Consider the following 13,099-nt stretch of genomic DNA (forward strand, 5'->3'; position numbering starts at 1 on the left):
AGCGGGATAAGGTGCGCCGGTGTGCCGAAGACGGCAACAGGGAGGGAGAGGTAGATGAACAGGGTCTCGACGCTGCGTGGACTGCTCGCCGGTGCGGCGATCTTCGCGACTCCGGTGGTGGCACAGCAAGCGAACCAGCCCGCTCCCGGGCCGCAGGCGAGCACCGCCCACCCGGATCGCTGGCCCGCCGCCAAGAGCCCCGACCTCGTCGATCCGGCCACCGAAGCGTTCGTCACCCGCCTGATGGCTTCCATGTCGCTGGAGGAGAAGGTGGGCCAGATGATCCAGGCCGATACCAGCGCGATCACGCCGGAGGACCTGCGCCGCTACCCGCTGGGGAGCATTCTGGCCGGCGGCAGCTCGCCGCCGCTGGGAGCCCCCGATCGCTCGCCGGCAGCGCCGTGGGTCGCGACCAGCCAGGCGTTCAACAAGGTCGCGCTGGAGAAGCGCCCCGGCCATGTGCCGATCCCGCTGATGTTCGGCATCGACGCGGTGCACGGCAACAACAATGTCGTGGGCGCGACGATCTTCCCCCACAACAGCGCGCTGGGCGCGATGCGCGATCCTGACCTGATCCGGAGGATCGGCGCGGCGACGGCGGCCGAGACGGCAGCCGCGGGCTTCGACTGGGCGTTCGGGCCGACGCTGGCGGTGCCGCAGGACGATCGCTGGGGCCGTGCGTTCGAAGGCTATTCGGAGGATCCTGCGCTGGTCCGCTCCTATGCCGGGGCGATGATCGAGGGGTTGCAGGGGCGCGGGAAGGCGACGGGCGGCGGCAAGGGGCCGATCCAGCAGGGCCATGTCTCCGCGAGCGTGAAGCACTTCCTGGGAGACGGCGGCACCAAGGACGGCATCGACCAGGGCGACACGCAGGTGGACGAGGCGACGCTGATCCGGATCCACAACGCCGGCTATCCGGCGGCTGTGAACGCCGGCACGATGACGGTGATGGCATCGTTCAGCAGCTGGAACGGCACCAAGATGCACGGTAACAAGTCGCTGCTGACGGACGTGCTGAAGGGCCGGATGGGCTTCGACGGGTTCGTCGTCGGCGACTGGAACGGACACGGCCAGATCCCGGGCTGCACCAACGCGGACTGCCCCGCGACCTTCAACGCCGGGCTCGACATGGCGATGGCGCCGGACAGCTGGAAGGGCTTGTTCGAAACTACCGTCGCGGCAGCAAAGGACGGCCGCATTCCGATGGCGCGCATCGACGATGCCGTGCGCCGCATCCTGCGAGTGAAGGCGAAGCTGGGCCTGTTCGACCCTGCACGCCCTTATGAAACGCGGGCCGATGTGTTCGGATCGGCCGAGCACCGCGCGGTTGCTCGCGAAGCGGTGGCCAAGAGCCTGGTGCTGCTCAAGAACACCGGCGTGCTCCCGATCAAGGCGAGCGCGAACATTCTGGTCGTAGGCGACGCCGCCGACGACATCGGCCGCCAGTCCGGCGGTTGGACGCTGAGCTGGCAGGGCGACGGCAACACCAACGCCGACTTTCCGAACGGCCAGTCGATCTATGCCGGCATCGCCCAGGCGGTGAAGGCCGGCGGCGGCACCGCAACGCTGAGCGCGAACGGCAGCTTCACGAAGAAGCCGGACGTCGCGATCGTCGTATTCGGCGAGATGCCCTATGCAGAGATGCGGGGGGACGTTCGCACGCTGGAGTTCCAGCCGGGCGACAAGCAGGCGCTGGACCTGCTGAAGAAGCTGAAGGCCGCCGGCGTGCCGACCGTGTCGGTGTTCCTTTCCGGCCGTCCCATGTGGGTCAATCCGGAGATCAACCAATCGGATGCGTTCGTCGCGGCTTGGTTCCCCGGTACTGAGGGCGTAGGCGTGGCCGACGTGCTGGTGGGCGACCGCAACGGGCGGCCGCGCCGCGACTTTGCAGGCACGCTCGCCTTTAGCTGGCCGAAGACCGCCGGGCAGTTCACCCTCAACAAGGGTGCGCCTGGCTATGACCCGCTGTTCCCGTTCGGCTATGGCCTGTCCTACGCGCGCGGCGGAACCGTCCCGCGGCTGGCGGAAGTCGCGGGCGTGGACGCAAGCCTCGGGAACACCAGCCTCTACTTCGCGCGCGGCCAGGTGCCTGCCCCGTTCAAGCTGGCAGCCGATGCAGGCGTCACCGTTGCGGCGGTCGACGGGCCGCAGACCCAGGAAGGCGCGCGCCAGTTCAGCTGGAACAGCGCTGGGACCGTGCGGATCACCGGGCCGGAGATCGACCTGACGCGCGAGACCAATGCCGACCTGCTGCTGCAGGTGACCTATCGCGTCGGCACGCCCGCAAAGGGGCCGGTGACGCTAGGCTTCGGCGCCGGCCGCATCGACGCACGCACCCTGTTCGGCGCGGCAGGCGCCGAGTGGCGGACGGTGCGGGTGCCGCTCAAATGCTTCCGCGATAAGGGGGCTGATGTGGCCAAGGTGGGCGAGGTCTTCTCCGTCACCAGCAGCGCACCGCTGCGCTTTGCGGTCGCCGACCTCCGGCTGGTGACCGACCCCGCCGGCGCCGTCTGCCCGAACTGATCCTTGCGGAGACCCGTGATGAACCATGCTGTCCGTCTGCTCCTGGTGCCGCTTCTCCTGGCGGCACCTGCCTCTGCCCAGGTGAAGCTTCCGGGCGATCCGCATGCCAGCGATCTCGTGGGGATCGTCGCGGACCCCTGCCCCAGCCGTGCCGAGGAGACCGATCCCGAGGGACGTGAGATGCGCAAGCTGCACCAGATGACGCGCGACTGGGCGCAGCTGTGCCGCTACCACCGCGATAATGCTGCGGTCCGCGGACAGCCGGTTAGCGTGGTCTTCCTGGGCGACAGCATCACCGATGGCTGGATCAAGGGTGATCCCGATTTCTTCAAGGAGGGGCGCATCGACCGCGGCATCGGGGGGCAGACCACGCCACAGATGCTGGTGCGCTTTCGTGAGGATGTGATCGCGCTGAAGCCCAAGGCAGTGCACATCATGGCCGGCACCAACGACATCGCCGGCAACACCGGAGCCGCGACCATGGCGATGGTCCAGGGCAACATCCAGGGCATGGCCGAACTGGCGCGGGCCAACGGCATCAAGGTGATCCTGGCCTCAATCCCGCCGGCCGCTGCCTTTCCGTGGAGCCCTGACAAACGCCCGGCGCCGCAGATCGCGGAGATGAATGCATGGCTGAAGCGCTATGCGGCCGCCGAAGGCTTCACCTATGTCGATTACCACCCGGCGCTCGCAACGGCCGAGGGCGCGATGAAGCCGGGGTTCGCAAACGACGGGGTGCACCCGACACCAGCCGGCTATGCGGCAATGCGGCCGGTGGCGCTGGAGGCGATCCGGCAGACGCTGAGGAAGTGACTTCGCGGACCGGGTGAAGGGGCCTGCTGACTCAGTATCCCCGCGCCGGTGGGGGATACAGGGTCAAGCACAATGGAACGTGTTGCTCGGTACCCTAGGCTCCTGCCTTCGCAGGAGCACGGAAATTTGCAGCCGAACGCTTTGGTTTTGCTGCGTTTTGGAACCTCAAACGCCGGCCTGGCGTTCACCCTGCCCGACCATGCGCTCGATCCGCGCCGCCTGGTCGGGACAGACGAGGCCGCGGCTCGCCATCCATTCGTCGGAGAAGCAGGTGGAGGCGTAGCGCTCGCCGGGATCGCACAGCAGCGTGACGATGGAACCCTGCTCCCCGCGCGCGGCCATCTCCTCGATCAGCGTCAGGCAGGCGATGAGGTTGGTGCCGGTCGACGGGCCGCAGCGGCGGCCGAGCACCGCCGAGAGCTGCCGGGCGCCGCCGAAGCTCGCGGCGTCGGGCACCGCGATCATCCGGTCGATGACGTTCGGCACGAACGACGGCTCGACCCGCGGGCGGCCGATCCCCTCGACCAGGGTCATCGGCCCGTCCCAGGCGGTGACGCTGCGATCGGCGAAGTAGCGGTGGAAAACCGAGCCCTCCGGATCGGCGACGCACAGCCGGGTCGCGTGGCCGCGGTAGCGCAGGTAGCGGCCGATGGTGGCGGAGGTGCCGCCGGTGCCAGCCCCGCACACGATCCAGGTCGGGATCGGATGCGCCTCCAGCGCCATTTGCGCGAAGATCGACTCCGCGATGTTGTTGTTGCCGCGCCAATCGGTCGCACGCTCGGCATAGGTGAACTGGTCGAGATAGTGGCCGCCGGTCTCGGCAGCGATCCGCTCCGCCTCGGCATAGACGGTGCGCGGGTCGGCGACCTTGTGGCAGCGGCCGCCCAGATGCTCGATCGCAGCGATCTTCTCGGGCGAGGTCGAGTGCGGGATCACGGCGACGAACGGCAGCCCGAGCAGCCGGGCGAAATAGGCTTCCGACACCGCCGTCGATCCCGAGGAAGCCTCGACCACCGTGGTGCCCGCATCGATCCAGCCGTTGCACAGCGCGTGAAGGAACAGCGAGCGCGCGAGCCGGTGCTTGAGGCTGCCGGTCGGGTGGCTCGACTCGTCCTTCAGGTACAGGCGCACGCCGCCCGCAGCCGCCGACAGCGGCACCTCGATCAAGTGCGTGTCGGCGGAACGGCGCTGCTCGGCCATCAACCGCGCAATGGCGTCCGCCACCCAGCCGCGATCGTCCGCCCGCGGTCCAGCCGAATGAACTTCCCCGGGGGCTGTGTCGTTACCGAGCACGAATGATCCTTCTCTGGCACGAATATGCAGACGCTCGTCGCGCAAGGCTTGGGACAGGTCAATGCCGCGGCATCGACGCTGGTCCAGAGCGCCGCACGTGACTTGCCTCCGCCCTGCCGGTACAGCGGGTTTGTGACCGCGTTCCGCCGCCACCTCCTGGCTCATCGCCGGTCGGCCGCCTGGCTGATCGTGGCGGCGCTGTTGATGCGGATGCTGATCCCGACCGGCTACATGCTGGTGGCTTCGCCGGCGGGGATCCCGACCTTTGCCATGTGCTCAGGCTATGGCCCGCTGCTGCCCGCGGCGGCCACCCATGCGGCAAGCCACGACAGTCATGACAGCCATGCGATGACCGGCGCCGGTAAGCACCACGGCCAGCAGCATGAGTCCGCCAAGGAGCAGCCCCCCTGCGCCTTCGCGGGGGTCGCGACCGCAGCGCTTGCCGCGACCGATCCGCTGCTGCTGGCGATCGCGCTGTTCTTCATCCTGGCCGCCGGCTTCCGACTGCCGGTGCGGGCGCCGGTCGCCGCCAGTCCGTTCCTGCGCCCGCCGCTCCGGGGACCACCCGCCACCGCCTGATCCGCTCATCACTTCAAGGGCGCACCCAAGGGTGCGCCGGATCAGGATATTTGCATGACTTTCTTTCGAACCGCCGCCTGTGCGGCGTTCGTCGTCGCGGCCTGTCCCGCGGCGGCGCAATCGAGCGACGGCGACGTCCCGCGGGAGCGCTCCGTCGCCCCGGCCGCCGACACCAGCCTGACGGTGGGATCCGTCGTCGTCACCGGCACCCGCCTCCCCCGCTCCGGAGACGAGGTGCTCACCTCCGTCGACGTGCTGGGCGGCGACCTCGCCCAGCGGCAGAGCGTGGACAATACATGGGAGCTGTTCGCGCGCCTGCCCGGCGTGACGCTCACCGACTTCAACCAGGGCAATACCTCCGGCCGATTCTCGATCCGCGGCTTCAATGGCGAGGGGGAGATCAACGCGGTCAAGCTGCTGATCGACGGCATCCCCAGCAACGCCAACGACGGCGGCATGGTGTTCATCGACATGGTCATGCCGCTGGACCTCGCCGCGGTGGAACTGGTCCGCGGCACGGCGGACCCGCGCTATGGGCTCCACAACATCGCGGGCAACGCCAACATCCTGACCCGCATCGGCGGCACCTACCTGGACGCACGGGCGCTGGCGGGGGCGTTCGGGACCTATGAGGGGCAGGTCTCCGCCGGCATCGAGCGCAGCGGCTTCAGCCAGAACTACTTCGTCGGATATCGCCAGACCGACGGCTTTCGCGAGCATGCCGACCTGCGCCGCGCCAACCTGGCGGGCAAGTGGTTCTATGACCTTGGCGGCGCCACGATTGGCGCGATCGCACGTTATTCGACGGCGAAGGCGCAGGAGCCCGGCTATCTGACGGCACGGGACAATGCCGAGAACCGCTCCACCTCCTACGCGATCTCCGAGACGGACGGCGGCAAGCGGCGGCTGGGGGTATACAGCCTGCATCTCGACGCGGATGTCGCGTCCGAGCTGAGCCTCGCTGCCAAAGCCTATGTCACCACCCAGTTCGACGACCGCTACGTGCGCTTCTCCGCCAGCGTGCCGCAGCAGCGACGGCTGACGGAGGAGACGCAATATGGCGGGCTGCTCACGCTGCACTACCGTCCCCAGGTGGCGTTCCTGCATCGGCTCCAGATCGAAGCGGGCGGCGACGTGCAGGTGCAGGACAACGAGAGCCGCCGCTGGCTGACCGAGCGTCGGATCGCGACGCGGCAGACCCGGGACCAGGCGTTCGACCTCACCGTCTATGGCGGCTATGTCCAGGCAGTGATCGAGCCGACCGCGTGGCTGAAGATCACGCCCGGCTGGCGGGTGGATCGGGTGTCGGGCGCGCTTGAGGACGGCCTCGCCGGGGCGCGCTATCCCGTCAACGACTATGGCACCATCAGCCAGCCCAAGTTCAGCGTCGCCGTGACGCCGCTGGCGGGGCTGACCGCCTATGCCAACTATGGCCGCACCTTCCAGATCGGCGCGGGATCGGGCGCCTATAAGGTGCCGCCGCGGACGACCGACCTGGCGCCGTCGATCAACACCGGCTGGGAGGCGGGCGTGAAATATGCCCGCGGCAGCTGGCTGGAGGGGCGCGTCGCCCTGTGGCGGCAGACCGCGACCGGCGAAATCAAGCGCCGGCTGAACGATCCCAACGGCGACTTCGACAATCTGGGCGAGACGCGCCGGCAGGGGATCGACGTGCAGCTGAACCTGAACCCGGCTCCGGGGGTGAGCCTGTGGGGCGCCTATTCCTACCAGCATGCCCGCATCCGGACGCCCGATCCCGCCACCCCGGCCCAAGCCGGGAACTGGATCGACCACGTTCCGCAGAACCTCTTCTCGGGCGGGCTGGACCTCGTCCCGGCCGCACGCTGGCGCGTGTCGCTGTGGGGCAACGGCCAGTCTTCGTACGAGCTCACTGCCAACAACGATCGCGCCCGATACGGTGCCTATGTGGTGGTGTCGGGCGAGGTCGCGTTCGAAGTGACGCCGCAGGTGGAGCTTTCTGCACAGGTGAAGAACCTGGGCGACGAGCACTATGAATATGTGTGGTGGGACGGCACCCAGCTGCTCAACGCCCCTGCGGACCCGCGCGCGCTGTATGGCGCGGTGCGGCTGCGGTTTTGAGGGAGGTGCGCGTGGGAACGTCCGCAGCCGCGACCGGCGGCCTCTATCGCGCAGTGTGGCGCTGGCATTTCTATGCCGGGCTGCTGGTGCTGCCCTTCCTCAGCTGGCTCGCGATCACCGGCGCCTTGTACCTGTACAAGCCCGAGCTGGAGCGGCTGATCTACCCCGACCTGGTGACGGTGCAACCCATGGCTGCGCCGCTCCCGCTTGGCACCATCGTGGAGCGGGTGCGCCGTGAAACCCGCGGCGTCGTGGCGGAGGTGGATCGGCCCGCCAGCGCGGCCGAAAGCTGGCGGATGCTGGTGACCACGCCCGAGGGGAGGCAGCGGACCGCATGGGTGGATCCGTATCGCGGAACCGTCCTGGGGCTGACGCGCAAGGGCGGCGCGTTGCAGACGGTGCGCGATCTCCACAGCCTGATCCTCACCGGCCCCATCGGCAACGCGCTGATCGAAGCGGTGGGCGGCTGGGCGATCCTGCTGGTGGTGACGGGCGTGTACCTGTGGTGGCCGCGCGGCGGCAGCCCCGCCCTGCGCGTGCGGGGGACTCCGGCAGGACGCCTGTTCTGGCGCGATCTCCATGCCGCGATCGGCATCGTCGCTGGCGCAGTGGTGCTGTTCCTGGCGATCACCGGCATGCCGTGGACCGGCACCTGGGGCAATGCGCTGCGCGGCACGATCGCCAGCCAGGGGCTCGGCCGCCCCGAGCCGCCACAGGCAAGCGCGATGCCAGGCCACGGCGCCCACGCGGGCCATGACGTGGCCGAGGCCCTGCCCTGGTCGCTGCAGGAGGCGCCGATGCCGCATGGCAGCCACGGCGACATCGGTATCGACCGGGCGGTGGCGCTGGCGACCCGCCATGGCATGACGGCGCCATGGGTGCTGAGCCTGCCCGCGGCGCCGGGCGCCCCCTACCTTTACTCGAAGACGATCCGCCGGGCGGAGGACGGGCGCGCGCTCTATCTGGACGCAGGCAGCGGCCGCGTGCTGCAGGACGCGCGCTTTCCCGGCTTCGGCGCAGGCGCAAAGCTTGTCGAGTGGGGCATCGCCACGCACAAGGGAGAGGAATATGGCGAGCCGAACCGGCTGCTGATGCTGTTCGGATGCATCGCCGTGGTGCTGCTGTCGATCACCGGCGCGGCCATGTGGTGGAAGCGGCGCGCGCCCGGAACGCTTGCCGCCCCGCCCCGCCACCCGAACCGCCGCGCGGCCCGGGCGCTTCTCGTCATGATGGCGGTAGCCGGCATCCTGTTTCCACTGACGGGGCTCACCATGCTGGTGGCACTCGGGATCGAAGGATTCTTGCGAATGGCTCGCACGGAGCCTTTACAGTTGTGACGGGCGCTTTATTGAGAACCACACGCAATAGCGGAGTGGGGAATTACCGTGATCGTGTCCTTCGGCTGCCTTCAGGCTGCACGTCCTGTCCCGTTCGCGGCGGCATTCCCTCGCGTCCTCGCTCCGGACAGCGGCCGGTGAGCTCGGCCGCTGCCAAGCACAACGGTGGTCGCCGCCAGTCGCTGGCGCTCAGCGCCCGCATCGTGGCGGCGACGTTGGGCAATTATGTCGTGACCTCGCTGGCCACGGGGCTGCTCGCACGGACCTGGCCGATCGCGCCGGCGCAGGCGACGATGGCCTCGACGCTGCTGGCGTTCGCGATCTTTCCGGTGATCGCACTCACCGCCTTTGCCGTTCGCTCCCCCTGGAAGCTCTGGGCGGGGCTGATCGCCGCCGCCGTCCTGCTGGGAGGCGGGCTCTGGCTCTCGCTGGCGTCGGGAGGCCGGCTGTGAAGGACGGGTTCCGCCAGTGCATGGCCTGGCTGCACACCTGGACCGGGCTGCTGTTCGGCTGGCTGCTGTTCGCGGTGTTCGCGACGGGAACGGCCGCCTATTTCCAGGACGAGATCACGCGCTGGATGCGGCCGGAAGTGAGCGGCCATCCCTCCACCGTGCAATCCGCCCAGGGCGCGGTGCGCTGGCTGGGCGAGCATGCCGGAGACGCGCGCAGCTGGTACATCACGCTGCCGAGCGCACGCGGGGCCGAGACCACGGTGTTCTGGGTTCCCGGCGAAAAGGCGGGCGCGCCGGGCAAGCGCGGTGGGCGCGGCGGGCGCGGACGCGGCGACACGCAGGCGGTGCTCGACGGTGAGGGCAACAAGGTTTCCGCACGCGAGACGCGGGGCGGCTTCTTCCTCTACCGCTTCCACTTCGACCTTCACTACATGCCGGTGCTGTGGGCGCGCTACCTGGTGGGCATCGCCGCGATGTTCATGCTGGTCGCCATTCTTTCGGGCATCATCACCCACAAGAAGATCTTCGTCGATTTCTTCCTGCTGCGGTTCGGCAAGGGGCAGCGCAGCTGGCTCGACGCGCACAACGTCACGGCGGTGATGGCGCTGCCGTTCCACCTGATGATCACCTATACCGGGCTGGTGACGCTCGCCGTCCTGTACATGCCCTGGGGCATTGCCGCGAACTATGCGGAGCCGACCGGCTACTATCAGCAGTTGCGGGGAGAGGCTCCACCGGTCGAGCGCTCGGGAATCGCCGCAGCCATGGCACCGATCGCGCCCATGTTCGCGGAGGCGCGGCGCCGCTGGAACGGTGCCGATGTGGGCGTGGTCACCGTCGCCAACCCGGGCGACACCACCGCGACCGTGACGCTGGTCCGCGCGATGGGAAGCGGCATCGGCACGCGCGGGCCGTCCCTCACCTTCTCGGGCCAAACCGGCACGCTGGTATCGTCGAGCCCGGACCAGGGCGGCGCGGCGGCGACCGAAAGCGTGATGGTCGGCCTTCACGCCGGCCGCTTCGCCGACATCGGCCTCCGCTGGTTCTACTTTCTCTCCGGGGTGGGCGGTACGATCATGGTCGGCAGCGGCCTGGTGCTGTGGACGGTGAAGCGTCGTGCGAAGCTGCCCGACCCTGCCCGACCGCATTTCGGCTTCCGTCTGGTAGAACGCCTCAACATTGCGACGATCGGCGGGCTGATGGCGGGCATGGCGACCTATTTCCTCGCGAACCGCCTGCTGCCGGTGCAGATGGATAGTCGTGCGGAGTGGGAAATCCACAGCATGTTCATCGTCTGGGGCGCGTCGCTGGTGTGGGCGATCGCCCGGCCCGCCCGCCGCGCCTGGGTAGAGGTGCTGACAGCCGGCGCGGTGCTCTATGCCGCCATTCCGGTGGTCAATGCCGTCACCACGTCGCGCAATCCGATCGCGAGCATCGCCGGTGGCGACTGGCTGTTCCCGAGCTTCGATCTGGTGATGCTCGCCATCGCAGCGGCGCTCGGGTGGAGCGCGCGCAAGGTCCACCGCAGCACGTTCAAGGCGACCGGTGTTCGCGCGCCGCGTGCAAAGGAGCTCGCACTCGCATGATCCACCTGTTGCTCCTCCTGGTCGCGGCGCTGAGCTTCAGCGCCCTGATGCACGGCCTGCCGCGCCACCAGGGCCCCCTGCTCCATCGCATGCTGCCCCGCCTAGCGAGCCGGCGCCTGCGGATCGCCGGCTGGGCCGGCATCGCGCTCGGCACCGCACTGGCGGTACTGGCCTTCGGCTGGGGCTATGGCCTGATCGTATGGCTGGGAGCCTGCACGTTGGGCGCGACCGCTGCGGTCCTGCACCTCGCCTTTCGCATCCAGGCCCGGCGGCACGTACACTGACTTCATCCGTGACACGCAGGTGACCGGGCGATGACAGCGGCGTCACCCGATTGCAAAGAGCCTGTAGCCTGTCTGCCCTAAAGCTCCCGTCGGCCCGACGATGGGAGTTCGCACATGCCGCGCACCGCACTCGCCCCCGCCCTCAAAACCCTTCCCGCCTGGATCGCCGAACCCGAGTCCTACACGCCCGAGGCGCCGCGGCGGGCGTTTCGGACGGTGTTCGTGTCCGACGTCCATCTGGGCACGCCCGGCAGCAGCGCCCGCGCGCTGGTGGAGTTCCTGCGCTCCGTCGAATGCGAGACGCTCTACCTGGTCGGCGACATCGTCGACGGCTGGCAGATCCGCAAAGGCTGGTACTGGCCGGCCAGCCATAATGACGTGGTCCGCACCATTCTGAAGTTCGCCCGGCGCGGCACGCGCGTTGTCTACCTGCCGGGCAACCACGACGAGGCTTTCCGCGACTATGTCGGGCTGGAGTTCGGCGGTGTCGAACTGCTGGACGAGGACATCCACACCACCGCCGATGGCCGCCGCCTGCTGGTGCTGCACGGGGATCAGTTCGATGGCGTGGTGCTCTACGCGCGCTGGCTCGCCTTCCTGGGCGACCATGCCTACACGCTGCTGCTGAAGGCGAACCGGCTGTGGAACGCGGGCCGCAGGCGGATGGGCCTGCCCTATTGGTCGCTCTCCGCCTACGCCAAGAACCGGGTCAAGAACGCGGTGAGCTTCATCTCCCGGTTCGAGGAGACGGTCGCCCATGCCGCCGCCGAACGCGGGGTCGACGGGGTGGTCTGCGGGCATATTCACACCGCGGAGATCCGTCGGATCGGCGACGTGACCTATTACAACGACGGCGACTGGGTGGAGAGCTGCACCGCGCTGGTGGAGCACGCCGACGGCCGCATGGAGTTGATCGACTGGCATGCCGAGGCGGCAGTCGCTGCCGCGGCGCGCGCGGGCATGGCGGTCCCGGCATGAGGATCGCGATCGTCACCGACGCCTGGGCCCCGCAGGTGAACGGCGTCGTCCGCACCCTCGCCGCGACGATCGACGAATTGCGCCGACGCGGTCATACCGTGGAGACCGTGACCCCGGACGGGTTCGTCACTTGGGCATGCCCAGGCTATCGCGAGATCCGCCTGGCATTTGGCCAGTCCTGGGCAGTGGCGCACCGGCTGGAGCAGTTCCGGCCCCAGGCGGTGCACATCGCGACCGAGGGCCCTCTCGGCTGGGCGGCGCGGCGCTGGTGCCTCGATCGCGGCCAGCGCTTCACCACGTCGTTCCACACCAACTTCCCCGACTATCTGGCGCTGCGGACACATCTGCCGGCGCGGTGCTTCTGGCCCGCATTCCGGCGGTTCCACCAGCCCTCCAGCGCCGTGCTGACCGCCACCCCATCCGTGTCTGCGCGGCTCGCGGCGCAAGGAATTCGCCATACGAAGCCGTGGTCCCGCGGCGTGGACCCGGCGATCTTCCACCCTGGCGCCCCCCGATCGGCGCTGCGCCGCACGACCGGGCCCGTGATGCTGCATGTCGGGCGCGTCGCGGTGGAGAAGAACCTGGAGGCTTTCCTGGCGCTCGACCTTCCGGGAACCAAGCTGGTGGTCGGTAATGGTCCGGCGCGGCCGATGCTGGCGGCCCGCTATCCGGAAGCGCGCTTCCTCGGCACGCTGCACGGGGCGGCGCTTGCGGAGGCCTATCGTGCGGCCGACGTGCTGGTCTTCCCCAGCCGCACCGACACCTTCGGCCTCGTGATGATCGAGGCGCTGGCCTGCGGCACGCCGGTTGCCGCCTTCCCGGTCGAAGGGCCGATCGACATCCTGGGGCCCGAGGGCAGCGGTCTGGGCGGCCGGCGGATCGGCGCAGTGGACCGGGACCTGGCAAGCGCGATCCGCATCGCGCTCACCGCAGACCGCGACGCCTGCGCAGCCGAGGGCCGCCGCTACGGGTGGTCGACGTGCACCGACCAGTTCCTCGCCCACCTCGCTATCGAGCGGGAGGCCCTGGCGGGCTAGGTGTTCAGTCCCGGCATCTGGTGGATCGGATCGACGATGAACCGGTCTGGCTCTGACGTCCAGATCTTGGCGATGTATTCGTAGGGTGTGAGGCCGCTGAGCGTCTTGAGCCGGCGG

At 69.0% G+C, this 13,099-nt stretch carries 11 protein-coding genes and 1 pseudogene; 10 read left to right on the plus strand and 2 right to left on the minus strand.

Annotation, left to right across the window (positions count from 1 at the left end):
* Positions 1-54 precede the first annotated feature (54 nt).
* Together MHZ35_RS15040 and MHZ35_RS15045 are read left to right on the plus strand one after the other, a co-directional pair.
* Entirely contained in the window at positions 55-2,523 is a 2,469-nt protein-coding gene (locus MHZ35_RS15040; RefSeq protein WP_239436387.1) for a glycoside hydrolase family 3 protein, read from the plus strand.
* A gap of 18 nt (positions 2,524-2,541) precedes the next feature.
* Entirely contained in the window at positions 2,542-3,336 is a 795-nt protein-coding gene (locus tag MHZ35_RS15045) for an SGNH/GDSL hydrolase family protein (RefSeq protein WP_239436388.1), read from the plus strand.
* Between the two features lie 165 nt (positions 3,337-3,501).
* Here MHZ35_RS15045 and MHZ35_RS15050 read toward each other — a convergent pair whose 3' ends face one another.
* Positions 3,502-4,560, minus strand: coding sequence for a PLP-dependent cysteine synthase family protein (locus tag MHZ35_RS15050; protein WP_342453534.1), 1,059 nt, complete (start codon positions 4,558-4,560; stop codon positions 3,502-3,504).
* A 93-nt stretch (positions 4,561-4,653) separates the two neighbouring features.
* Here MHZ35_RS15050 and MHZ35_RS15055 point away from each other — a divergent pair, with 93 nt between their 5' ends.
* From MHZ35_RS15055 to MHZ35_RS15090, 8 genes are all read left to right on the plus strand, one after another.
* Positions 4,654-5,208, plus strand: coding sequence for a hypothetical protein (locus MHZ35_RS15055; protein ID WP_239436389.1), 555 nt, complete (start codon positions 4,654-4,656; stop codon positions 5,206-5,208).
* Positions 5,209-5,262: 54 nt separating this feature from the next.
* Complete coding sequence (locus MHZ35_RS15060; RefSeq protein WP_239436390.1) at positions 5,263-7,308, plus strand: TonB-dependent receptor; 2,046 nt, start codon at positions 5,263-5,265, stop codon at positions 7,306-7,308.
* Positions 7,309-7,319: 11 nt separating this feature from the next.
* Positions 7,320-8,645, plus strand: a complete 1,326-nt coding sequence (locus tag MHZ35_RS15065; RefSeq protein WP_239436391.1) for a PepSY-associated TM helix domain-containing protein — start codon at positions 7,320-7,322, stop codon at positions 8,643-8,645.
* A gap of 137 nt (positions 8,646-8,782) precedes the next feature.
* Positions 8,783-9,097 (plus strand): DUF3649 domain-containing protein, encoded by a 315-nt coding sequence (locus MHZ35_RS15070; protein WP_239436392.1) that lies wholly within the window; start codon positions 8,783-8,785, stop codon positions 9,095-9,097.
* The gene (locus MHZ35_RS15075; protein WP_239436393.1) at positions 9,094-10,683 is read left to right on the plus strand and encodes a PepSY-associated TM helix domain-containing protein; all 1,590 of its coding nucleotides are present in this window, start codon (positions 9,094-9,096) and stop codon (positions 10,681-10,683) included. Before MHZ35_RS15070 ends, MHZ35_RS15075 begins: the two co-directional genes overlap by 4 nt.
* Positions 10,680-10,967 carry a DUF3325 domain-containing protein gene (locus MHZ35_RS15080; RefSeq protein WP_239436394.1) on the plus strand — a complete coding sequence of 96 codons (288 nt, stop codon included), beginning with the start codon at positions 10,680-10,682 and terminating at the stop codon, positions 10,965-10,967. Before MHZ35_RS15075 ends, MHZ35_RS15080 begins: the two co-directional genes overlap by 4 nt.
* Positions 10,968-11,081: 114 nt before the next feature.
* Positions 11,082-11,945 (plus strand): UDP-2,3-diacylglucosamine diphosphatase, encoded by an 864-nt coding sequence (locus tag MHZ35_RS15085; RefSeq protein ID WP_239436395.1) that lies wholly within the window; start codon positions 11,082-11,084, stop codon positions 11,943-11,945.
* Positions 11,942-12,982, plus strand: a complete 1,041-nt coding sequence (locus MHZ35_RS15090; RefSeq protein WP_239436396.1) for a glycosyltransferase family 4 protein — start codon at positions 11,942-11,944, stop codon at positions 12,980-12,982. Before MHZ35_RS15085 ends, MHZ35_RS15090 begins: the two co-directional genes overlap by 4 nt.
* Here the strand turns inward: MHZ35_RS15090 and MHZ35_RS15095 are convergent.
* Positions 12,979-13,099 (minus strand): annotated as a pseudogene (locus MHZ35_RS15095) (IS481 family transposase); the annotation flags it as partial. The gene MHZ35_RS15090 and the pseudogene MHZ35_RS15095 overlap by 4 nt on opposite strands.

This window comes from Sphingomonas sp. ACRSK, from assembly GCF_022346685.1.
Taxonomy (GTDB): Bacteria; Pseudomonadota; Alphaproteobacteria; order Sphingomonadales; family Sphingomonadaceae; genus Sphingomonas; species Sphingomonas molluscorum.